At 61.2% G+C, this 22,920-nt stretch carries 22 protein-coding genes; 15 read left to right on the top strand and 7 right to left on the bottom strand.

The window, feature by feature from the left end; genetic code table 11:
• Nucleotides 1-121: 121 nt before the first annotated feature.
• Entirely contained in the window at nt 122-985 is an 864-nt protein-coding gene (locus CKW15_RS00575; RefSeq protein WP_095151260.1) for an MBL fold metallo-hydrolase, read from the bottom strand.
• A 118-nt stretch (nt 986-1,103) separates the two neighbouring features.
• On the opposite strand from CKW15_RS00575, the gene CKW15_RS00570 reads away from it, so the two are divergent.
• The 6 genes from CKW15_RS00570 to nahK all read left to right on the top strand — a co-directional run bounded on the left by CKW15_RS00570 (nt 1,104) and on the right by nahK (nt 9,111).
• Nucleotides 1,104-1,445: a helix-turn-helix transcriptional regulator gene (locus tag CKW15_RS00570; protein ID WP_007976596.1), complete on the top strand. Its 342-nt coding sequence runs from the start codon at nt 1,104-1,106 to the stop codon at nt 1,443-1,445.
• A 167-nt stretch (nt 1,446-1,612) separates the two neighbouring features.
• The gene (locus CKW15_RS00565) at nt 1,613-2,857 is read left to right on the top strand and encodes an FAD/NAD(P)-binding oxidoreductase (RefSeq protein WP_095151259.1); all 1,245 of its coding nucleotides are present in this window, start codon (nt 1,613-1,615) and stop codon (nt 2,855-2,857) included.
• Nucleotides 2,858-2,866: 9 nt separating this feature from the next.
• Complete coding sequence (locus tag CKW15_RS00560; protein ID WP_095151258.1) at nt 2,867-3,673, top strand: sulfite exporter TauE/SafE family protein; 807 nt, start codon at nt 2,867-2,869, stop codon at nt 3,671-3,673.
• A 232-nt stretch (nt 3,674-3,905) separates the two neighbouring features.
• Nucleotides 3,906-5,090: a porin gene (locus CKW15_RS00555; protein WP_095057802.1), complete on the top strand. Its 1,185-nt coding sequence runs from the start codon at nt 3,906-3,908 to the stop codon at nt 5,088-5,090.
• A gap of 300 nt (nt 5,091-5,390) precedes the next feature.
• The gene (gene nosP / locus CKW15_RS00550) at nt 5,391-6,548 is read left to right on the top strand and encodes a nitric oxide-sensing protein NosP (RefSeq protein ID WP_095151257.1); all 1,158 of its coding nucleotides are present in this window, start codon (nt 5,391-5,393) and stop codon (nt 6,546-6,548) included.
• On the top strand, nt 6,478-9,111 hold the full coding sequence (gene nahK / locus CKW15_RS00545; RefSeq protein WP_095151256.1) for a hybrid sensor histidine kinase/response regulator NahK/ErcS': 2,634 nt from the start codon (nt 6,478-6,480) through the stop codon (nt 9,109-9,111). Before nosP ends, nahK begins: the two co-directional genes overlap by 71 nt.
• A 117-nt stretch (nt 9,112-9,228) precedes the next feature.
• On the opposite strand, the gene CKW15_RS00540 is transcribed toward nahK, so the two are convergent.
• The 6 genes from CKW15_RS00540 to CKW15_RS00515 form a co-directional block, all read right to left on the bottom strand.
• The gene (locus tag CKW15_RS00540; RefSeq protein ID WP_007976602.1) at nt 9,229-9,894 is read right to left on the bottom strand and encodes a response regulator transcription factor; all 666 of its coding nucleotides are present in this window, start codon (nt 9,892-9,894) and stop codon (nt 9,229-9,231) included.
• Nucleotides 9,895-9,950: 56 nt separating this feature from the next.
• Nucleotides 9,951-10,508, bottom strand: coding sequence for a PQQ-dependent catabolism-associated CXXCW motif protein (locus CKW15_RS00535; protein WP_095057805.1), 558 nt, complete (start codon nt 10,506-10,508; stop codon nt 9,951-9,953).
• Between the two features lie 181 nt (nt 10,509-10,689).
• On the bottom strand, nt 10,690-11,481 hold the full coding sequence (locus CKW15_RS00530; RefSeq protein ID WP_095057806.1) for an ABC transporter permease: 792 nt from the start codon (nt 11,479-11,481) through the stop codon (nt 10,690-10,692).
• Complete coding sequence (locus CKW15_RS00525; RefSeq protein WP_095057807.1) at nt 11,478-12,209, bottom strand: ABC transporter ATP-binding protein; 732 nt, start codon at nt 12,207-12,209, stop codon at nt 11,478-11,480. Before CKW15_RS00525 ends, CKW15_RS00530 begins: the two co-directional genes overlap by 4 nt.
• Nucleotides 12,206-13,165, bottom strand: coding sequence for a YVTN family beta-propeller repeat protein (locus tag CKW15_RS00520; RefSeq protein ID WP_095057808.1), 960 nt, complete (start codon nt 13,163-13,165; stop codon nt 12,206-12,208). Before CKW15_RS00520 ends, CKW15_RS00525 begins: the two co-directional genes overlap by 4 nt.
• Nucleotides 13,166-13,195: 30 nt before the next feature.
• Nucleotides 13,196-14,380 carry an ABC transporter substrate-binding protein gene (locus CKW15_RS00515; protein ID WP_095057809.1) on the bottom strand — a complete coding sequence of 395 codons (1,185 nt, stop codon included), beginning with the start codon at nt 14,378-14,380 and terminating at the stop codon, nt 13,196-13,198.
• 157 nt (nt 14,381-14,537) lie between these two features.
• Here CKW15_RS00515 and CKW15_RS28425 point away from each other — a divergent pair, with 157 nt between their 5' ends.
• From CKW15_RS28425 to pqqB, 9 genes are all read left to right on the top strand, one after another.
• Nucleotides 14,538-14,702 carry a hypothetical protein gene (locus CKW15_RS28425; RefSeq protein WP_177408796.1) on the top strand — a complete coding sequence of 55 codons (165 nt, stop codon included), beginning with the start codon at nt 14,538-14,540 and terminating at the stop codon, nt 14,700-14,702.
• 56 nt (nt 14,703-14,758) lie between these two features.
• On the top strand, nt 14,759-15,220 hold the full coding sequence (gene pedF, locus CKW15_RS00510; RefSeq protein ID WP_095057810.1) for a cytochrome c-550 PedF: 462 nt from the start codon (nt 14,759-14,761) through the stop codon (nt 15,218-15,220).
• A gap of 3 nt (nt 15,221-15,223) precedes the next feature.
• Nucleotides 15,224-16,099, top strand: a complete 876-nt coding sequence (locus tag CKW15_RS00505; protein WP_095057811.1) for an ABC transporter substrate-binding protein — start codon at nt 15,224-15,226, stop codon at nt 16,097-16,099.
• A 10-nt stretch (nt 16,100-16,109) separates the two neighbouring features.
• The gene (locus CKW15_RS00500) at nt 16,110-16,871 is read left to right on the top strand and encodes a quinoprotein dehydrogenase-associated SoxYZ-like carrier (RefSeq protein WP_095151255.1); all 762 of its coding nucleotides are present in this window, start codon (nt 16,110-16,112) and stop codon (nt 16,869-16,871) included.
• Between the two features lie 16 nt (nt 16,872-16,887).
• Complete coding sequence (locus tag CKW15_RS00495) at nt 16,888-17,826, top strand: quinoprotein relay system zinc metallohydrolase 1 (protein ID WP_095151254.1); 939 nt, start codon at nt 16,888-16,890, stop codon at nt 17,824-17,826.
• A 280-nt stretch (nt 17,827-18,106) separates the two neighbouring features.
• Nucleotides 18,107-19,882, top strand: coding sequence for a PQQ-dependent methanol/ethanol family dehydrogenase (locus CKW15_RS00490; protein ID WP_095057814.1), 1,776 nt, complete (start codon nt 18,107-18,109; stop codon nt 19,880-19,882).
• Between the two features lie 212 nt (nt 19,883-20,094).
• On the top strand, nt 20,095-21,615 hold the full coding sequence (locus CKW15_RS00485; RefSeq protein ID WP_095151253.1) for an aldehyde dehydrogenase family protein: 1,521 nt from the start codon (nt 20,095-20,097) through the stop codon (nt 21,613-21,615).
• A 224-nt stretch (nt 21,616-21,839) separates the two neighbouring features.
• On the top strand, nt 21,840-21,911 hold the full coding sequence (pqqA, locus tag CKW15_RS00480; RefSeq protein WP_003253598.1) for a pyrroloquinoline quinone precursor peptide PqqA: 72 nt from the start codon (nt 21,840-21,842) through the stop codon (nt 21,909-21,911).
• Between the two features lie 55 nt (nt 21,912-21,966).
• Complete coding sequence (gene pqqB, locus CKW15_RS00475) at nt 21,967-22,881, top strand: pyrroloquinoline quinone biosynthesis protein PqqB (protein ID WP_095151252.1); 915 nt, start codon at nt 21,967-21,969, stop codon at nt 22,879-22,881.
• The last annotated feature ends 39 nt before the right edge of the window (nt 22,882-22,920 follow it).

Raw genomic sequence — 22,920 nt, 5'->3', positions numbered from 1 at the left:
ACGCCAGCCTTCGCTGGCAAGCCAGCTTCTACAGGGGCCTCGGCTGTGCGCAAACCTTGTGTAGGAGCTGGCTTGCCAGCGAAAGGCCGCAGGCTGCTTTCAGCATTTCAAGTTTTTGTGTTCAGAGCTTGTTCAGGGGAATTTTCAGGTAGGTCACGCCGTTGTCTTCGGCCGGCGGCAAATTCCCCGCCCGCACGTTCACCTGGATCGCCGGCAGCAACAGCGTCGGCATCCCCAACCCGGCATCGCGCCGGGTGCGCATCTCGACAAACGCTGTTGCGTCGATGCCGTCACGCACATGAATGTTGCTTTGGCGTTGTTCACCGACCGTGGTCATGCAGGACGGTTCTCGGCCTTCGGGCGGGTAGTCATGGCAAACGTAGAGCCGCACGCTGGCGGGGAAGGCCAACAGTTTGTGGATCGAGGCAAACATCTGGTTGGCATTGCCACCGGGAAAGTCGCAGCGCGCGGTGCCTACGTCCGGCATGAACAACGTGTCACCCACCAGAATCGCGTCATTGCCAACCAGGTACGCCATGTCCGCCGGGGTATGGCCGGGTACGTGCAGGGCGGTCGCCTTGAGGTTGCCGATCATGAACGATTCGCCGGGGGCGAACAGGTGATCGAACTGGGAACCATCGACGCAAAAGGATGGCTCGAGATTGAACAGCGTCTTGAACACGTCCTGGACCTTGCTGATCGATTCGCCAATGGCTATTTTGCCGCCAAGCTCCTTGCGCAGATACGGCGCGGCGGACAGGTGATCGGCATGGGCGTGGGTTTCGAGCAGCCATTGCACCTGCAAATGATGGGCGCGAACGAAGGCGATGATCCTGTCGGCCTGGGTGGTCGCGGTACGCCCGGCGGCTGCATCGTAGTCGAGCACCGGATCGACAATCGCACACTGCCCACCATCAGCCTCGTAGACCACGTAGCTGTAGGTCGAGGAGGCGGGGTCGAGGAAAGCTTCAATCAGTGCGGGCATGGACACGAACCTGTGCAGGGGTAGAAAAGTCAGAAGAGGAAAAGTCAGCCATCGGTTGCAACACTTTATCTAAAGACATAATGTTCGCAGCTTAAGTGACGTTGAAGGCATCCTGCAAATGCAATCCAGTCTGACCGAATGTGAAGTCGCCCAACTGCGCGCCTCGGCCTCCAAGGCCTGTGCGCTGCTCAAGGCCCTGGCCAATGAGGATCGTCTGTTGATCCTGTGCCAGTTGACCCAGGGCGAGCGCAACGTAGGCGAGCTGGAAAAAATGACCGGTGTGCGCCAACCGACCCTGTCCCAGCAATTGGGCATCCTGCGCGATGAAGGACTGGTCGCCACCCGTCGTGAAGGCAAGTACATTTTTTACGGTCTCGCCAGTCACGAAGTGATCCAGGTGATGAAAACCCTCTCCGGGCTTTATTGCGGGGCGGTGCTTAAAAGCTGGGTTCAACCCTGAATGCAAGCCAACACTCAGAACCTGTGGGAGCGAGCCTGCTCGCGATGACGGGGGCACATTCAACATCAATGTGACTGACCCACCGCTATCGCGAGCAGGCTCACTCCCACATTGGCTTATGTGTCTGGACTAGCATCAATCCTTGCGTGCAGCAAAAGGAACAAGCAATGAACGATCAACACTGGGGCCCATCCATCAGTGCAGATATCGTGGTCATCGGCGGCGGCACGGCGGGCATCGGCTTTGTCGCCAGCCTGCTCAAGCGTAGCCCGCATCTGAACGTCACCGTCATCGAGCCCGACTCCCGGCACTACTATCAACCGGCCTGGACGCTGGTCGGCGGCGGCGCCTACAACGTGGAAAATACCGTGCGGCCGATGGCGTCGGTGATGCCACGCGGGGCCCATTGGCTGCAGGCTGCCGTGACGGGTATCGATCCGGACAAACGCCAACTTACCCTCGGTGATGCGCGTACGGTCAGCTATCAAAACCTGGTGGTCTGCCCCGGCCTGCGCCTGGCCTGGGAGAAAATCGAAGGCTTGGAGGACACCCTTGGCCAGCACGGTGTGACCTCCAATTACAGCTACCGGTACGCGACCTACACCTGGGATCAGGTGCAGAAACTTCGCAGCGGCAAGGTGCTGTTCACCCAGCCGGCCATGCCAATCAAATGTGCCGGTGCGCCACAAAAGGCGCTGTACCTGTCCTGCGATCACTGGAACAAGACCGGTGTGCTGAACACCATCGACGTCGAATTCAATCTTGCGGGCGCAGCGCTGTTCGGCGTGCCGACCTTTGTCCCGCCACTGATGAAATACATCGACAAGTACAACGCCCGGCTGGCGTTCAACTCGAACCTGGTCAAGGTCGACGGCCCGGCGAAAACCGCGTGGTTCGACGTCAAGGATGCCGATGGCAATGTCACCCGCCAGGCAAAGACCTTTGACCTGCTGCATGTCGTACCGCCTCAGGTGGCCCCGGATTTCGTCGCCCGTAGCCCGTTGGCCGACGCCGCCGGCTGGTGCGAGGTCGACCCCCACAGCCTGCAGCATCCGCGTTATCCCGACGTCTTTGCGCTGGGTGATATCTGCGGCACTACCAACGCAAAAACCGCCGCGGCGGTGCGCAAGCAGATCGTGGTGGTGGCCGAAAACCTGCTGGCCTTGCGCAAGCAACAGCCGCTGCCGCTGAAGTACGACGGTTATGGCTCCTGTCCGCTGACGGTGGAGAAGGGCAAGGTGATCCTTGCCGAGTTCGGTTACGCGGGCAAGTTGCTGCCGACCTTTCCCCTTGATCCGACGACCCCGCGCCGCTCGGCGTGGTGGCTAAAGGCGACACTGCTACCGTGGTTCTACTGGAACGGCATGCTCAAGGGCCGCGAGTGGCTGACACGTGTATCCAAGGTCGACTGAGAACTCCCTATGTTGCTGGCAAGTCTGTTTGGTTTGGTGATGGGCCTTGTGCTGGGTTTGACCGGTGCCGGGGGCGGCATTCTTGCAGTACCAGCCCTGGTGTTGGGGTTGGGCTGGAGCATGACCCAGGCCGCGCCGGTGGCGTTGTTTGCCGTCGGCAGCGCGGCAGCGGTCGGCGCCCTCGACGGTTTGCGTCATCGGCTGGTGCGCTATCGAGCGGCGCTGCTGATCGCGGCCCTCGGTGCAGTGTTTTCACCGCTGGGCATCTACTTCGCCCATCAGTTGCCGGAAAAAATCCTGATGATCCTGTTCAGCCTGCTGATGGTCATGGTGGCCTGGCGGATGCTGCGACGTGAGCGCAAGGAGGAGGGCCCCAGCGACCACGGTCAGGCCAACTGGGGCCAGAAAAACTGCATGCTCGATCAACAGACCGGGCGTTTCTCCTGGACCGCCAAATGCACTGCGACCCTCGCGGCGCTGGGTGCGGTCACCGGCGTGGTGTCAGGGTTACTCGGTGTCGGCGGCGGTTTTCTAATTGTGCCGGCGTTCAAGCAACTGACCGACGTGCAGATGCGCGGAATCGTCGCCACCTCGCTGATGGTCATCAGCCTGATTTCGGCCATCGGCGTGTTCGGCGCGTTTCAGGCGGGGGTGCGTATCGACAGCGTCGGTGCAACCTTCATCGGCGCCAGCATTGTCGGCATGATCATTGGCCGAAGGCTGTGCAGCCGGGTTCCGGCGCGGGCGTTGCAGGTCGGGTTCGCTAGCATCTGCGTCGTGGTCGCCGCCTACATGCTGATAAAAGCGAGCGTTTGACCTGTAGGAGCCGGCTTCAAGTGCGCCTTCGCCGGCAAGCCGGCTCCTACGAAAAGCGGTTCTTTACAACTTTAGTGGCTTGCCCTGCCAACAAGCGGTCGTACGCCTTAGTTATCGCGCGCAGTCGTCCCTTCCAAAGCACCTGCAAACCACCCCCAAGGCAGCGTATGGCGCCGCCCGTCAGCTTTCGATAATCGCCTCCGACACTTCGTCCCCCGTTTCGGAGCGCGCCATGCACAACAATAAGAACTTCACGCATAGTTTTCTGCCGGCCTTCATTGCCAGCCTGTCCTCACTCGGCCTGGTCCCATTGGCCGAGGCGGACATCATGCTGTACGACAAGGACCAGACCACGTTCTCCACAGACGGCTATATCAATGCCTTTTATGTGAACAGCGATGTGGATCGCGCTGGCGATCAATACGACCGCCGCCAGTCGCGGGTGAAGATGGGCTTTTTGCCCAACTACCTGGGTTTCAACATGAGCAAGCAGGTTGATGACCTGAAGCTGGGTGCCCGCTCTTCCTTTTGGGTCACCATCAACGACAGTGAAACCAACGGCACCGACACCGCCATCGACGTAAGGCAGTTCTACGGCACTGTGGCCAACCCGGAGTGGGGTGAAGTGCTGATCGGTAAAGATTTCGGCCTGTTTGCCCGCTCCAACATTCTGCTCGACGAAATGCTCGCCGGTTACGGCCAGGTCAGCGATACCTTGGGGCTGGTCGACGGTGGCGGCGTGTCGTTCGGCAACATCGGCACCGGTTACCCGTATCCGTTCCCGACTTCCCAGATCACTTACCGCACGCCTGTGCTGGACGGTTTGCGCGTAGCGGTCGGGATCATGGACCCGGTGGATACCAACGACAGCAGCCCGACGGGCAAGGCCTATCAGGAAAACCCCCGTACCGAGAGCGAGATCACCTACCAGTTCGACCTGGCCGGGGCAAAGATCTACAGCTGGCTCAACGGCAGCTACCAGAGCTCGGACAACACGGACTCTACGGTCGACACCGTGACCTCCAAGGGTGTCGGCTATGGCGTACAGGCGAAAATGGGAGGCCTGTCACTCACCGGTTCCGGCTTCCAGGCCAAGGGTATCAACCCGTTTTTCACCAACAATGCCGGCGAACCGACCCTGCGCAACGTCGACAGTGACGGTTACCTGTTGCAGGGCTCCTACAAACTGGGCAAGAACCGCTTGGCCCTGTCTTACGGCAAGACCAATGACGATGGCAACGGCGTGGTCGGCAGCGGCGCGGATTACGAGACTCGCGGGGTCGCGTTGTTTCATGACGTGAACGACAACCTCAAGTTGGTGGCCGAGTACAACCAGTTCGAAATCAACGGTCATGACACCGACGAGCAGAACGAAGACACCGACACCTTCGCCGTGGGCGCGGTGCTGACCTGGTAATAAAGCCGGTCTGCTCATCCTTTCCCTGTGGCGAGGGAGCTCGCTCCCGCTGGAGCGCGTAGAGGTCCGGATTCTGGTCGCGCATCGGCCGGTTTTGGGCCTGCTACGCAGTCTAGCGGGAGCAAGCTCCCTCGCCACCAACGCGCGTGCTTCACATCTCCAGCTATAGCCTTCAAGTCCTCACCTCCTCAAACACTCTCATCCCATCGAAGCGGCTACCCGCTACCCAAGTAGCATTCGTCGCACCCCACAGACTTCGTACACTCGTGCCTCATACACACGCACCTGCGGGAGGTAAGGATGCAGCAGAGCGAAGGCGTCGTCAGTGCAATGTCCCAGGCCAGCGATGCCCGGCAGGTCGCGCAGGAGTTGGCACGGCAGTTGTTGCATCCGCATTTGGGCCTGGTCCTGTTCTTCTGTTCCGCCGAGTACGACCTGCAGGCCTTGGGTCAGGCCTTGCAGCAAAGCTTTGGCGGCATTCGCCTGGTGGGTTGCACCAGCGCCGGGGAAATCACCCCGTTGGGCTACGGCCGTAATTGCGTGACAGCGGTCGGTTTCGATCATCGGCACTTTTCCATTGCGGTCGAGCTGATCGATGAAATGGAACACTTCAGCCTGATTGACGCCCAGCAAATGGTCGAGCGACTGGTCAGTGGCTGCCGCAGCAACACACTGGCGCCCATCAAGGGCAACAGCTTCGCGTTGACCTTGCTCGATGGCCTGTCCAGCCGCGAAGAAATGGTGCTGGCCGCCTTGAGTGCGGCATTGGGCGACATACCGCATTTCGGCGGATCGGCCGGCGACGACAATTACCTGACCCATACCCACGTGTACTTCGATGGCGAGTTCCACAGCGGCGCGGCCGTGGTGGTGCTGGTCAATACCTGGCTGGATTTTGAAGTGTTCACCACCCACCACATGCAGCCCAACGCCGACAAACTGGTGGTCACGGGCGCCGACAGCGCGCTGCGCCGGGTTTTTGAACTCAATGCCGAACCGGCGGCCGCCGAATATGCCCGACACATCGGCGTGCCCGTGGCTGAACTCGATCACCGGGTCTTCGCGGCGCATCCGTTGGCCGTGCGCGTCAATCAGCAGTATTACGTGCGTGCCATTCAGCAAGTGCACCCGGACCTCAGCTTGAGCTTCTACTGCGCCGTGGAGAACGGCATCGTTCTCACCGCCATGACGCCGGGCCCGATGCTGCCGAACCTGCAAAGCCTGTTCGAAGGGTTGCAGGAGCGCCTTGGGGATTTGCTGCTGACCATCGGCTGCGACTGTTTCCTGCGGCGCCTGGAGCTTGAAGACGACGGTCGTCTTGAACAGATCGGGACGTTTTTGCGTGAGCAGCGGGTGATGGGTTTCAACACCTACGGAGAACAGTTCAATGGCATGCACATCAACCAGACCTTCACCGGCGTTGCCATTGCCCGCGGCCGTGCCCCCGGACATCGCTGAGCTACAGGCCGAACTGGCCAGCCTGCGCCATGAAAACCACAAGCTGCAGCGCATCAATGGCGCGTTGATCGAGCGCGTCGAGTCCGGGGTGACCCGTGGCAACGACCCGTACGCGGCGTTCCAGCATTCGGTGGTGCTGGCCGAGCAGGTGCGCGAGCGAACCGATGCCCTGAACCAGGCCATGGCCGAGCTCAAGGCCGGCAATCATTTGCTCAGCGAAGCGCGCCTGCGTGCGGAAACCGCCCATCAACACTTGATTGATGCCATCGAAAGCATATCCGACGCCTTTGTGCTGTTCGACGCCGAGCAGCGCATCGTGTTGTTCAACAGTCGTTTCAAGGCGTTCTGGAGCAACAGTCGCGTACGCATCAACGCGGGGATGCGCCTGGCCGAGGTCAAGCGCCTGATGATGAGCAACGGCATGTTCACCGAAGAACCTCGGGGGCACGCCGACGAGAACCTGGTGTATCGCCTGCAGAACGGGCGCTGGCTGCAAGTCAGCGAACGACCGACCCAGGAAGGCGGGCGGGTGATCCTGTTCACCGACATCACCGACGTCAAACTCAGCGAAACTGTACGCCGCGAGCAGGCAGTAGCGCAGAAGTCGCATCTGTTGCAACGGGCGGTCGACAACTTGTCCCAAGGGGTGGCGATGGTCAACGCCGAGGGCATTCTGGAACTGTGGAACCGACGCTTTCTGGAATTGAGCGGTCTGGCGCCCGTGGCAGCGCATCGCCCGTTTGCCGAAGTGATTGCCGACAGCGAGTTGACCTTGCTGACGCCGGCCACCCGCGATGGCAACGGCCGTCCGGTGCAGGAATGCGAACAGCGCCTCTACGATGGCCGGGTCCTGGAAATCCGCACCCATCCGCTGCCCACCGGTGGCTTCGTCAACACCTTCACCGACATTACCGAGCGCTACCAGCACGCCGAGGCACTGAGCGAAAGCGAGCGCTGGATCCGCCTGATCACTGACCATGTGCCGGCGTTGATCGCTTATCTCAACGCCGATCTGGTCTACGAATTCACCAACAAGGTCTATGAAGAATGGTACTGCTGGCCCCGTGGCGTGATGCTCGGCCAGAGCCTGCGCGAAGTGCACAGCGAACAGCATTACCAGCGGCTGGAGTCTTACGTGGACAGAGCCCTGGCCGGCGAAAGCGTGACGTTCGAGTTCGCCGAAACCAACGTCAACAATCAGGAGCGCTACATGCTGCGTTCCTATGTGCCCAATCGCTTGGCGAATGGCGAGGTGGTGGGGATCTTCGTGTTGATCCGCGACATCACCGAACGTCGGCGCACGGCGGAAGCGCTGCACCAGGCTTATCAGAATCTTGAACTGCGGGTCCGTGAACGCACGGCGGAACTGACCAACCTGAACGGCCAGTTGTTGCGTGAAATCGAAGAGCGTCGCCGGGTCGAGTTACGTTTGCGCGAAGCCAAACAAGAAGCCGAACAGGCCAATCTGTCGAAAACCAAATTTCTCGCAGCCGTCAGCCACGACCTGCTGCAACCGCTGAATGCCGCCCGGCTGTTTACCAGTGCATTGCTGGAACGACGCGAGCCTGGTTCCAACGAGGTGCTGGTGCGCAATGTCAGCAATTCTCTGGAAGACGTGGAAAACCTGTTGGGCACCCTGGTGGATATTTCCAAACTCGATGCCGGGGTGATCAAGGCCGACATCGCGCCGTTCGCCCTCAGTGAGTTGCTCGATAACCTAGCCGCCGAATACACCGAGGTGGCGCGCAGTGAGGGCCTTGAACTGCATTTCGTTGCCTGTTCGGCACTGGTGCGCAGCGACGTCCAGTTGCTGGCGCGGATTCTTCGCAACTTGCTCAGCAACGCAATTCGCTACACCTACAGCGGCCGTGTGGTGCTGGGTTGCCGACGTCATCGTCAGCGCTTGTCGATCGAAGTCTGGGACAGCGGGATGGGCATTGCCGAGCATCGCCTCGAGGAGATTTTCCAGGAGTTCAAGCGCGGTGACGTGCAGCGCCCCGATCAGGATCGCGGATTGGGCCTGGGCCTGGCGATTGTCGAGAAGATTGCCGGCATCCTCGGGCACCGCATTCATGTGCGCTCGTGGCCGGGCAAGGGTTCGGTGTTTTCGGTGGAAGTGCCATTGAGCGCCACGGCGCCAAAGCCTTCGCCGGGCCTGTTGATGAGCGAACCGATGCTGGAACGGTTGCGCGGGGCGCGAGTCTGGGTGCTGGACAACGACGCGACCATTTGCGCTGGCATGCGCACGCTGCTGGAGGGCTGGGGCTGTCGGGTGGTGACGGCGTTGTCGGAGGAGGACCTGGCGCGGCAAGTGGACAACTACCACGCCGAGGCGGATCTGCTGATCGCCGACTATCACCTGGATAACGATCAGAACGGTGTCGATGCGGTGGCAAGGATCAATGCCCGTCGTGCCTCACCGATTCCGGCAATGATGATCACCGCCAACTACAGCAATGAACTCAAGCTACAGATCCGCGAGCTGGGCCACACGCTGATGCACAAGCCGGTGCGGCCGATGAAGCTGAAGACGGCGATGAGTCATTTGCTTGGCAGGCCTTGATCTTTCCGCTGCATGGGACGGCCCCATCGCTGGCAAGCCAGCTCCTACAGGATTGCGGTGATTCTGTAGGAGCTGGCTTGCCAGCGATAGGGGCGACCCGGCCTCTCGGGTAAACCCTCAACGCCGCAAATAAGACCCGAAATCAATGTCCCCGGCACTCAGGATCGCCTGCACCCGGTTGTGCACGTTGAGCTTGCGCAGGATCGCCGAGACGTGGGCCTTGACCGTGGTTTCGGCGATTTCCAGGGTGTAGGCGATCTGTTTGTTCGACTCACCCTTGGTCATACGTTCCAATACCTGCAATTGCTTGCGGGTCAGGGCCTGGAGCAGTTCCGGAGGGAAGCTCGGCGTGTCGTTCATCCGCCGGTGGGTGCTGCTTTTGGCGGTGCGGATGATATCGGGCGGCAGGTAGACGTTGCCGTTGAGAATCTGCTGGATCGCATCGGTCATCTGGGCCCGTGGTGAAGACTTGGTGATAAAACCCACCGCACCGTAAGTGATGGCTTGCAGGACGATCTGCTTGTCCTGTTCGGCGGAGACAATCACTACGGGAATGGTCGGCGCTTCATTGCGCAGGTTGATCAGGCCATTGAGTCCGTGCATGCCGGGCATGTTCAGGTCCAGCAGAATCAAATCCAGGTCGTCGTGTTCCTGGGTCAGGGCCAGGGCGCTGTCCAGGTCGGCGGTTTCCATGACTTCGCTGCCGGCAAAGCCATCGCTGATGACGTTGTGAATGGCTTCGCGAAACAGCGGGTGATCGTCGGCAATCAGAATTTTGTACATAGCCTTTCACCTCATTATTTTGATTATGGTGTGGCAACAACGTGCACGCGTAAAGCTCAGGGAAAGGGCTCGGGCTGGGCGAGTGAAACCGGCAGATTGGCGGCTTGCCAGGCGTCCAGACCATCGCGGTACCAATACAACGTCTTATAGCCCATGGTGGCCGCGCGTTTGATGGCGTTCCAGCTCAACCAGCAGTCGGAGCGGCAATAGAAGATCAGCGGTTGCGCCAGATTGCCGGCGGTGAGGGTTTTCAGGTGACGCGCAAAGTATGCCTGCCAGTCCGGCGTCAGGTCGCCGTCACCGGTGTTGGCCAGCCAATGGCTGCCGGGCAGGTTTTCGTGGGGCTGGTCTTCGATGAATTGCCCGTTCAGCCATTGGCGGCGATAGACATCGATGAGCACCGGACGCGGGTTTTGGCTCAGCAGGGCTTGCAGGGCAGGGGTGTCGACGATGGTTGCGCCTTGCAGTTGTTGCGGCGTCGGGCTGCGGTACAGGTCGACGCGGTAGCCATCGGCGGAGAACAGCGGGGTGTCGGCCTGCGCAGTACTCAGCAGCAGGCTCAGCGACAGGGCGCTGAAAGTAAGGTGCAGCAGGCGAGGTCGGGCACGCGGCATGGATACAGTCCTTATAGTTATGGACCTATTACATGCCAGTCGGGGGACATTGGGAATGCGACGATAGACAGGTAGAACCAGTACTAAAGTAGGAGCCGGCTTGCTGGCGATCCAGGCGACGCGGTGCAATTGATAGACCGTGTTGTCTGGATCGCCAGCAAGCCGGCTCCTACAGGGGGGGTTAGTTGGATTTGCGCAGGGCGGCGTGCTGCGGGTTGAAGGTCAGCACGGCGAACAGGGCGAACAGCAGCGTCAGCCCCGTGCACACCGCCAGCGCCAGCGGATTGAAGCGTTCATACAGGGCGAAACGCACCAGCTCCACCGCATGGGTAAACGGATTTACCGCGCACAGCCAATACAGCCACTCGCTGGCCTCGCGCATCTTCCACAGCGGATACAGCGCCGATGACAGGAAAAACAACGGGAAGATCACGAAATTCATCACCCCGGCAAAGTTCTCCAGCTGGCGGATCGCGTTCGACAGCAACAGGCCCAGGGCGCTGAGCATCAACGCCACCAGCAGCAAGGCTGGCAACGCCAGTAACAGGCCCATGGCCGGTGGCCTCACGCCGTACACCCAGGCAATCGCCAGAAACGCATACACCTGCAACAACGAAATCAGCGACGTGGCCAGCAGTTTGCTGCACAGCAAAAAGGTGCGGGGCAGGGGGCTGGTCAGCAGCACGCGCATGCTGCCCATCTCGCGGTCGTAGACCATCGACAGTGAGCCCTGCATGCCGTTGAACAGCAGGATCATGCAGGCCAACCCAGGAATGATGTAAACCTCATACGGGATGTAGGTGTCGTAGGGCTCGATGATCGCGATCCCCAGCGCTGCACGAAAACCGGCGGCGAACACCAGCAGCCAGAGCAACGGCCGCACCAAGGCGCTGAGAAAACGCGTGCGTTGCAGCACAAAACGCAGCCATTCGCGCAGCACTATACCGCGCAAGCATTGCCAGTAGGCGGTCATTGCATCGCTCCTGAAGTCGTAAGACGGGTGAACGCCGAACCGAGATCACCGCCGTGTTCCAGGCTCAGGACATCGGCCTGACCACTGGCCACCAGCCGGCCTTGATGCAGGATCAACAAGTCATCGCTGGGTTGCACTTCGTCGAGCAGGTGGGTGGTCCAGAGCACGCTGATGCGCTCCTCGCGACACAGGCTGCGGATGTGCTGATTGAGCGCCAGGCGACTCGCCGGATCGAGGCCTGCGCTGGCTTCATCGAGCAGCAACAGACGCGGCTCATGCAGCAGGGCACGGGCAATGTCCACCCGGCGACGATGGCCGCCATTGAGTTCGCGTACCCGTTCGCGGCGGCGGTCGGTCAAGGCCTGGCGGGCCAGTTCGGCATCGACCCGAAGGTCAGTCTGGCGCCGGGACAAACCGTGCAGCGCGGCGTGATAACGCAGGTTCTGTTCGACGCTGAGGTCCAGGTCCAGCGTACTTTGCTGGAACACCACGCCCAACTGCTTGAGCGCCGGGCGGACCGCATGACGCAATGAACAGCCACCGACGAAGATATCGCCGTGCTGCACGTCATAAAGCCGCGTCAGCAAGGCGATCAGGGTTGATTTTCCAGCACCGTTAGGCCCCAGCAGGGCAGCGAAACGTCCGGGCTCCAGGCTGAAACTCACCTTGCGCAAGGCCTCTCGGGCGCCGTAGGCGAAACTCAGGTCGCGGACTTCAAGGGCGTTCATGGCGTCACCACCACGCCCCAGGGATAGCGCCCGACCTTCACCGATTTGCTGACCTTGAGGCTGTCGACATCGATCACCGAGACATCGCCGCTGACGCCGTTGGTGGCCAGCAATTGCTTCTGATCCGGGGTGAACGCCATCTGCCAGACCCGTCGACCCACCAGCAGGTAATCGAGAATCTCGAAGGTCTTGGCATCGATCACCGCCACATGGTTGGCCGGGCCGAGGGCAACGAAACCGTACTTGCCATCGGCGCTAAGCTTGATGCCCACCGGCTGGACCTTGTCCGGGTGCACGCCCTTGATCTGGAAGGTCAAGGTCTTGAGTACGTGGCGACTGGCGACATCGAGAATGGTCACGGTGCCGCCGATTTCCGCCGAGGCCCAGAGTTTTGCGCCATCGGGGGAGAACTCGACGAAACGCGGGCGCTGGTCCACCAGCGTGCTGTCGGCCAGGGTCTGGGTGCTGGTGTCGATCCAGTGCAACATGTTGGTGGTTTCACTGGTGTTGACCGCCCACTTGCCGTCAGGGCTGACGGCCATGCCTTCGGGTTCGACACCGACTTCGATCTGGCCAAGTACCTTGGACGTCTCGGTGTCGATCACCGTGACCAGCGCATCGTCTTCGTTGGAAACGTACAACCAGCGGTTGTTGGGGTGCAGGGCGAATTGCTCGGGGTCTTTGCCCGAGGGCAGCTCCTTGATGATCTTGCGCGTGGCCACGTCCATCACCTGGACCCGGTCGGAATCGCTGGCGCAGATGTAGAGCAATTTGTTGTCGTGGGACAGCAACAAGCCGCGCGGACGCTGGCCGACGGGCAGGGTGTCGGTGACTTGCAGGGTCTGCAGGTCGATCAGGCTCAGGCTGTTGTCCTTTTCGTTGGAGACCCATGCCGTGCTGGCAACGGCATGGCCGGCGGCGAGGAGCAGGGCGCATGAAAGCAGGGTGCGGCGCATGGCGGATTCCTTGTTGTTGTGATGATCGGATCAGGGAAAACGGCAGCTGACCTCGGGTTTGTCGTAGCCCAGGCTGTCCATCTCGTTGAACGGGTGCAGAAAGCCGTCCTGGGGTGAGGTGCTGACCAGCGCTCGCGGCTGGACGATGGGAATCGGCTGGCGCAACTGGCCGTTCCACGGTCGGTAGCTGAGCTTGCGGCCCTTGAAGCCGTCGAGCGGCAGTTGATCGCTGATTTCCAGTGCACGGATTGCCATTGGTTCGGCCTGGCGTAGTTTGCTCACGGCGCTGGCGATGCTGCGCACGGCGATCCACGCGGCGAAATCGCGGTCATTCATCCAGCGCCCGGTCAGGGCTTCGAAGCGTTTTTGCAGCTGCGCGGCGCCGTAGGTTTCCACGGTCTTGTGCCAACCCACCGGGGTCAGGCCTTGGGTGCCGGCGACCGGGCGCGGGTACCAGGTCTGGTAAGGCACGTATTCACCGAAGTCGCCGCGCTCATCGGCCACCAGTACCACGTCGTACTCGGCGGTCTGGGTGAACAGCGGCATGTCGGCCTGCGCGCTGCGGCGTTGGTCGTTATCAAAACTCCAGGTTTTCTCTGCCACCAGTTGCAGGCCGAAACGCTTGGCGGCGCGGCGCAGGGCGGCGGCATAGGCTTGATCGTCCGGGGTCGGGCCGACGATCAGCAGCACTCGCTGCCATTTGCGCAGTACCAGAAACTGCGCCAGTGCATCGGCGAGCATCGCCCGGCTCGGCAAGGTGTGCAGCACGTTCGGCAGGCAATCGGTGGTGCGCAGGCTGTCATCGGGAGTGCCGGCATTGAACAGCAGACTATCGGGCATCGCTGCACTCAATTGGCGCAGGCTGGTCGCGGGCGCATTCACCACAAACAGGCGCAGGCCTTGTTCATGCTGCGCCTTTGCCGCATCGAGCAAGGCCTCGGGGCTGTCGACGCTGGCGCTGACCAGGCTGTAGCCGTGATTGAGAAAACGGCCGGTGCTGTTGCTGTCGGTGATCGCCAGTTCGGCACCGCGCAGCCCGGCATCGATCGGCTCGGGGATAACGTTCGACAGCAGCGGGCCGGGGGCGGGGCGATAACCCAGGTAGCCGATCCGCACCTGCAAGGGCGCATCGGCAGCCTGGCTTTGGGTGGCCAGGCCGGCGGCACAGGCAATCGCCAGCAGGTAGAACAAGGCGTAAGGGGCAAGCTGGCGCATAAGGCTCTCCATGACCGTTAGCGCCAGCATAGGAAGCCAGTGGTGCAGTGAAAATATGCAGAAAGTACCGAACAGACAGTACCAAGGTAGTAGCTCGCCACGTACGGCGCGGTTCTAGCATGGGTAACCACGGCCACTGATCTGGAGGGGATTGACCATGCGTATCGTCAAAGCACTGCTCCTGCCGTTCCTGTTGATCCTGACCCTGATCGGCGTCGACCGGCTCCACGGCCCGCGTCCCGTGTCCAACGATCGCCCTACGACCAAGGGAGTAGATAGCGACCACCAAAGCAGCATGGGGGCTGCGCGAAAGGCTTTCTAAGATGGCTGCCATAGCCTCTGCCAAGAGGTTTTGCGTGCAATCCAGAGGGCATAACAATGACAACAATACGCAACGCCTTGCTCGTGACCGGGCTATTGGCCGGTTTGATCAGCACAGGTTCTGTCTGGGCCCATGGCAACGTGGTACCACAAGCCGTGGCCACTCCGGGGCTGACCCCGATCAAGGACGCCGGTGTGCAGCTCGATGCCGATGGCTGGGCGGCGGTGAACCCATATCGCACCGCCGCAGAGCATGACAAAGCCGTGGAAATCGGTGCATCGGCCTACACCCAGAACTGCGCGGCCTGCCATGGCCTGGAAGCCAAGTCCGGTGGCATTGCCCCCGATTTGCGCATGCTCGATGTCGGTGAGTCGGGTGATGAGTGGTTTGCCGAGCGGGTGCGCCATGGCGCGGTGCGCGACGGTCGGGTGTACATGCCGAAAATGGCTGACTACCTGAGCCAGGAAGCCCTGTGGGCGGTGCGCACCTATCTGGACACTGTCCGCGTCGAGGAGTGACCCATGCGCCTGCTCGCGGTGTTGATCAGTGCTGTGTGGCTGTGCTGCCAGGCGGCGCAGGCGCAAGTACGCAACTACGACGAAATGATCGCCGCTGGAGAGCTGAAGGTGGCGGTCTACAAGGACTTCGCCCCCTACAGTTTTGAAAGTGCCGGCCAGCCTCGCGGCGTCGATGTCGAACTTGCCGAGGCCCTGGCCAAGGCACTTGGCGTGCGCCTGACGCTGATCTGGGCACCGGCCGGGGAAAAACTCGATGACGACCTGCGCGACTACATCTGGCGCGCCAGTGCCTTGCACCATCAGCAACTGGCCGACCTGATGATGCGTGTGCCCTACGACCGTGACTACGCGCAGAGGCGCAACGAGTTGGGCGAACTGGTCAACGGCCAAGTGGTGATGTTCGGTCCGTACCAGAACGAACAATGGCAGGTGGCCTATGACCGTCGGCGGCTGGACAAAGTCGCCAGCGTCGCGGTGTTCGAGCATCACCCGATTGGCGTGGAGGTCGACAGCGTGCCGTCGTTCTACCTGACTTCGGTGTTCAACGGCATGCTCGCTGGCAAGACCCATCACTATCCTGGCGTGCCACAGGCGTTTGCCGCGATGAAGGCCGGTGAGGTCGACGCGGTGATGGCCATGCGCGGCGAGATCGACTGGCAAGTCCATGAGGCGGCTGACCCTCAACTGGCACTGGCCGAGAACGCCTATCCGAACATGGGCAAGCAGCTCTGGGAAATCGGCATGGCGGTGCACGAAAGCAACCGGCAACTGGCCTATGCCGTGGAAGAGGCGCTGGAAGCGCTGATCCGCGAGGGTTCGGTGAAGATCATCTACGGCCATTACGGCCTGCAATACGACGTGCCCGAGATGTATCAATAAGGAGCAGGCGATGAAATGGCGAGGGAGTTGTCTGTTGGCTTGCTGGTTAAGCCTGGCGGCACAGGCTGGCGCTATCGATCCCGGTAAAGACCCGGTCCCATCGGTGATGTGGGCCTTCTATCAACAGCAGTTTCTGGGCAATGCGCCATTCGTTTTCGATGACCGGGTGAAGTTGCTGGCGCCGCCATTTGCCGAAGATGCCCGGCAGGTGCCGTTGGAAATCGATGCCCGTGCGTTCAAGGGCGAGGTGGTGAGGATCCTCGCCTGGGCAGAGCTCAACCCATTGCCGAAAATCGTCGACTTCCAGCCTTTGAATTCGGTTTTACCGTGGCTGTCGCTGCGCATCCGCATCGAACAAGCGACGCCATTGCGCGCGGCGGTGTTGACCCGCGATGGCGTGTGGCATGTCGGTTCGACCCTGATCGACGCCGCAGGTGGCGGTTGCACCGCGCCGAGCGTGGTGCGCACGCAACCGGGTTGGGAAGAACACATCGGCGAAGTGCTGGGCGGTCGTTATCCCCGGGGTGAATTCAGCCGTTTGCGGTTGCAGGTGGCGCATCCCATGGACAACGGCATGGTCAGCGGCATTCCGGAATTCTTCATCAACCATGCGGAGCTGCGCGATAGCAACGAGCAAGTGCTGACCCGGCTGGAGCTGTTTCCGGCGGTCAGCGAAAACCCCAACCTGGCCTTCGACATCGAAGGGGCAGGGCAAACGCGCCTGCTGCTACGGGACAACAGCGGTAATGAGTTCGATGCGTCGATCCCCTGACCCCAAGGAGCGTGGCATGCGCTGGATCCTGTTGATGGTGCTGAGCGTCAGTCTGCCGGCCCTGGCCGATCTCGAGTACACACTCAAGCCCCGGCAGATCGCCCGGGACACCTGGCTGCTGGAAGGCAGCACGGATAATTTCGCCAAGGCCAACGGCGGCAACATCGTCAACACCGCGTTTATCGTCACCGAACGCGGGGTGGTGGTGATCGACACCGGGCCATCCAGGCGTTACGGCGAAGCGATGCGCAAGGCGATTGCCGCCACGACGGATAAACCTGTGATCGAGGTCCTGCTGACCCATCACCACCCGGACCATGTGCTGGGCAATCAAGCTTTCGCCGACGTGCCGATCGGCGCGTTGGCCGGCACCACCGAGCTGTTGCATCAGCAAGGCGATGCCATGGCCGAGAATATGTACCGGATGGTCGGCGACTGGATGCGTGGCACCGAAGTGGTGTTACCCACCCAGACGCTGACACCGGGCGTGAAAAGTTTTGGGAATCATGATTTGCGCTTGCTGAGCCTGGGTGGGCATACGGGCGCGGATCTGGCTATTCTCGACCAGCAAACCGGCGTGCTGTTTGCCGGGGACCTGGTGTTTTATCAGCGGGCGCTGACCACGCCCAACAGTCCCGGGCTGGCAGTGTGGCTGGCGGACATCGCCACCCTGCAAGGCTTGCCTTGGACGCAGGTTGTGCCGGGGCATGGCCCGGTGGCGAGCGATTCACAACCCTTCGAGCAGATGCGCGATTACCTGACCTGGCTCGATCAGCTGATGCGCGACGGCGCCGCCAATGGCAGCGACATGGCCGAGATGATCCGCAGCCCCATCCCTGAGCGTTTCGCCGGGATCAATCTGAGCCGCTACGAACTGATCCGCAGCATCAGCCATCTATACCCGCGCTACGAGCGTGAGCGGATGACGCGGGTGGATTCCAGTGCCGGCAAATGATGCTTTTCTGTAGGCGCGAGCCTGCTCGCGATGGACGTCAACGATAACGCAAGCTGCCTGGAAGAACGCGGTGGCCTGACGTTTTTCGCGAGCAGGCTCGCTCCTACAGGGGGGGGCGGTGCCGTTCACAAAATCTCGCGTCTATCTCATCCGAACCTGTACCAAGGAACTAGCAATCTCCTCATTGCGGGCAATTGTTGCCAGGGCGGCGGCGCTCAAGAATCTGCTCCACACCGGGAAACTTTTCCGGAAATAACAAAAAACCGCAGAGGAAGCCGTCATGACCCAACCCGCACGTCGCCAGCCCTTCGTCTTGAGCCTGCTGCTCAGTGCCATGCTGTTGTCCGGCCAGGCATTGGCCGGGGTTTCCGACCAGGACATTCTCCAGGACCCGAAAAACCCCGAACAGGTCGTGACCAATGGCCTGGGTGTCCAGGGGCAGCGCTACAGCCCGCTGGACATTCTCAACGTCGACAACGTCAAGGAACTGCGCCCGGCGTGGGCGTTTTCTTTCGGCGGCGAAAAGCAGCGCGGCCAGCAGGCGCAGCCGATGGTCAAGGACGGCGTGATGTACATGACCGGCTCCTACTCGCGGGTGTTTGCCGTGGACGCACGCACCGGCAAGAAACTCTGGCAATACGATGCGCGCCTGCCCGATGACATCCGTCCGTGCTGTGACGTGATCAACCGTGGCGTCGCGCTGTATGGCGACCTGGTGATTTTCGGCACCCTCGACGCCAAGCTCGTTGCGTTGAACAAGGACACCGGCAAGGTGGTGTGGAGCAAGAAAGTCGCCGACCACAAGGAAGGCTACTCCATCAGCGCCGCACCGCTGGTGATCAACGGCAAGCTGATTACCGGCGTGGCCGGTGGCGAGTTCGGTGTGGTGGGCAAGATCGAAGCCTACGATCCGAAAAACGGTGATTTGCTGTGGACCCGTCCAACGGTCGAAGGCCACATGGGCTTCGTCTACAAGGACGGCAAAGCGGTGGAGAACGGTATCTCCGGCGGCGAGGCGGGCAAGACCTGGCCGGGCGATCTCTGGAAAACCGGCGGCGCAGCCCCTTGGCTTGGCGGTTACTACGACCCGGAAACCAACCTGCTGCTGTTCGGTACCGGTAACCCGGCGCCGTGGAACTCGCACCTGCGCCCAGGCGATAACCTCTACTCGTCGTCGCGCCTGGCGCTCAACCCGGACGACGGCACTATCAAATGGCACTTCCAGAGCACGCCTCACGACGGTTGGGACTACGACGGCGTGAACGAACTGGTGTCGTTCAACTACAGCGAAGGCGGCAAGGAAATCAAGGCAGCGGCCACTGCCGACCGTAACGGTTTCTTCTACGTGCTCGACCGCACCAACGGCAAATTCATCCGTGGCTTCCCGTTCGTGGACAAGATCACCTGGGCCACCGGCCTGGATAAGAACGGCCGGCCGATCTACAACGAAGCCGGCCGTCCCGGTGCTCCGGGTTCCGAAGTCAAGGGCAGTTCGGTCTTCGTCGCACCGGCATTCCTCGGTGCGAAAAACTGGATGCCGATGGCTTACAACAAAGACACCGGGCTGTTCTATGTGCCATCCAACGAGTGGGGCATGGACATCTGGAACGAAGGCATCGCCTACAAGAAAGGCGCGGCATTCCTCGGTGCCGGTTTCACCATCAAGCCGTTGAACGAAGACTACATCGGCGTGCTGCGCGCCATCGATCCGAAAACCGGCAAGGAAGTCTGGCGCCACAAGAACTACGCGCCGCTGTGGGGCGGGGTGCTGACCACCAAGGGCAACCTGGTCTTCACCGGCACGCCGGAAGGGTTCCTGCAGGCGTTCAACGCCAAGACCGGCGAGAAGGTCTGGGAATTCCAGACCGGTTCCGGCGTACTCGGCTCGCCCGTGACCTGGGAAATGGACGGTGAACAGTACGTCTCGGTGCTCTCCGGTTGGGGCGGCGCGGTACCGCTGTGGGGTGGCGAAGTGGCCAAACGCGTGAAGGACTTCAACCAGGGCGGCATGCTCTGGACCTTCAAACTGCCGAAGGACCTCGTGGCCAAGCACTGATGGTACGCAACATACCTTGTAGGAGCTGGCTTGCCAGCGAAGAGGCCCTTCAGTCATGCATCGCCCATGAAACGCCTTCGCCAGCAAGCCGGCTCCTACTAAATAACGAGAGCCCCTCCTGCCAACGATGCATTCGTTCGGCGCGCGGGGCTCTCTAGTATCGGTTCATCGCCTGTCAGTACGACAGGCATCGACCCAGACAGAGGCCCACCATGATCTACGCACAACCCGGAACACCAGGCGCCATCGTTACCTTCAAACCGCGCTACGGCAACTTCATCGGTGGCGAGTTTGTCGCCCCGGTCAATGGCGAGTACTTCACCAACACCTCGCCGGTCAACGGTGAAGTCATCGCCGAATTCCCGCGCTCCAGCGCCGCAGACATTGAAAAGGCCCTCGACGCCGCCCATGCCGCTGCAGATGCCTGGGGCCAGACTTCGGCCCAGGACCGCTCGCTGGTGCTGCTGAAAATCGCTGACCGCATCGAGCAGAACCTCGAAGTGCTCGCTGTCACCGAAACCTGGGACAACGGCAAGGCCGTGCGCGAAACCCTGAACGCCGACGTGCCGCTGGCGGCTGACCATTTCCGTTACTTCGCCGGCTGCATCCGCGCTCAGGAAGGCGGCGCTGCCGAGATCAATGAACTGACCACGGCCTATCACTTCCACGAACCGCTGGGTGTGGTCGGGCAGATCATTCCGTGGAACTTCCCGCTGCTGATGGCCGCCTGGAAACTCGCCCCGGCCTTGGCCGCCGGTAACTGCATCGTGCTCAAGCCTGCCGAGCAAACGCCGCTGTCGATCATGGTCTTCGCCGAACTGATTGCAGACTTGCTGCCAGCGGGCGTGCTGAACATCGTCCAGGGTTTCGGTCGCGAAGCCGGCGAAGCCCTGGCCACCAGCAAGCGCATCGCCAAGATCGCCTTCACCGGCTCGACCCCGGTCGGCGCGCACATCATGCATTGCGCCGCCGAGAACATCATCCCGAGCACCGTCGAGCTGGGCGGCAAGTCGCCGAACATCTTCTTCGAAGACATCATGAACGCCGAACCTGCGTTCATCGAAAAAGCCGCCGAAGGCCTGGTGCTGGCGTTCTTCAACCAGGGCGAAGTCTGCACCTGCCCGTCCCGGGCGCTGGTTCAGGAATCCATCTACGAGCCGTTCATGGCCGAGGTGATGAAGAAGATCGTCAAGATCAAGCGCGGCAACCCGCTGGACACCGAGACCATGGTCGGCGCCCAGGCGTCCGAGCAGCAGTACGACAAGATTCTCTCGTACCTGACCATCGCCCAGGAGGAGGGCGCCGAACTGCTCACCGGCGGCGCCGCCGAACGTCTTGAGGGCGACCTCTCCAGCGGTTACTACATCCAGCCGACCCTGCTCAAGGGACACAACAAGATGCGTGTGTTCCAGGAAGAAATCTTCGGCCCGGTGGTCGGTATCACCACCTTCAAGGACGAAGCCGAAGCCCTGGCGATTGCCAACGACAGCGAGTTCGGCCTTGGCGCCGGCCTGTGGACCCGCGACATCAACCGCGCCTATCGCATGGGCCGGGCGATCAAGGCCGGGCGCGTGTGGACCAACTGCTACCACCTGTACCCGGCGCATGCCGCGTTCGGCGGCTACAAGAAGTCCGGCGTCGGTCGCGAAAACCACAAGATGATGCTCGATCACTATCAGCAGACCAAAAACCTGCTGGTGAGCTACGACATCAATCCGCTGGGCTTCTTCTAACCCGACTCGAAATCGGGTAACGGCGTTCGCTGGCAAGCCAGCTCCTACAGGAATGCGCAATACCTGTAGGAGCTGGCTTGCCAGCGAATGGCTGTATCTGACACCGCGCATACCCCCTACCAAATCACCCCGCCAACTCCTTCGAAAGTAGCATTCGGGCACTCAACGCCCCGTGCATTAATGGCTCTACCGGAATCACCCGGGCACAAGAAGAGGAATGACCCATGTGGACTAAACCCGCGTTTACCGATCTGCGCATTGGCTTCGAAGTGACGATGTATTTCGCCAACCGTTGATTGATCACCCGGCCAGCCGCTGCGTTGGCCGGGCCTGCCTTCTGGAGCATCCGCCATGCACATCCGTATTCTCGGTTCCGCCGCTGGCGGTGGTTTTCCGCAGTGGAACTGCAACTGCCGCCAGTGCGCCGGTGTGCGCAATGGCAGCCTGCGGGCACAGCGTCGTACGCAGTCGTCGATTGCCCTGAGTGACGACGGTGTGGAGTGGGTGCTGTGTAATGCTTCCCCGGATATTCGTGCGCAACTCGAAAGTTTTGCGCCACTGCAACCGGCACGGCGCCTGCGTGACAGCGCCATCGCCGGCATCGTGCTGCTCGACAGCCAGATCGACCATTGCACCGGTTTGCTCAGCCTGCGCGAAGGTTGCCCGCATGACGTGTGGTGCACCGAACGCGTGCACCAGGACCTGAGCAGCGGTTTCCCGCTGTTCAACATGCTCGGACACTGGAACGGTGGGTTGCAATGGCAGCCGATCGGTCTTGAGCGTCAGCCGTTTAGCATCCCGGCCTGCGAACATTTGCAATTTCGCGCGATTCCCCTGGTGAGTAACGCGCCGCCGTATTCGCCCAATCGCGGCAACCCACAACCGGGCGACACCATTGGCCTGTTCATTGAAGACCTGCGCAACGGCAGCTCGCTGTTCTATGCCCCGGGCCTTGGGCAAGTCGACGATGAATTGCTGGACTGGATGCAGCGTGCCGATTGCCTGCTGCTGGACGGCACGCTATGGCGCGACGACGAAATGCGTATCTGCGAAGTCGGCCAGAGCCTGGGCAGCGACATGGGGCACCTCGCACAAAGCGGCCCTGGCGGGATGCTCGAAGTGCTCGAGGGTTTCAACCGCCAGCGCAAGGTGCTGATCCACATCAACAACACCAATCCGATCCTCGATGAAGACTCGGCCGAGCGGGCCTTGCTGGAGCGACGGGGGATTGAAGTGGCTTATGACGGCATGAGCATTGTGTTGTAGCCAGCGATGAGGCCAGACCAGACACAGCAGATTCCCCGG

Source organism: Pseudomonas sp. Irchel s3b5, assembly GCF_900187435.1.
GTDB lineage: Bacteria > Pseudomonadota > Gammaproteobacteria > Pseudomonadales > Pseudomonadaceae > Aquipseudomonas.
The sequence above is the reverse complement of the archived record's forward strand: the minus strand, read 5'-3'. Positions and strand labels throughout refer to the sequence as shown.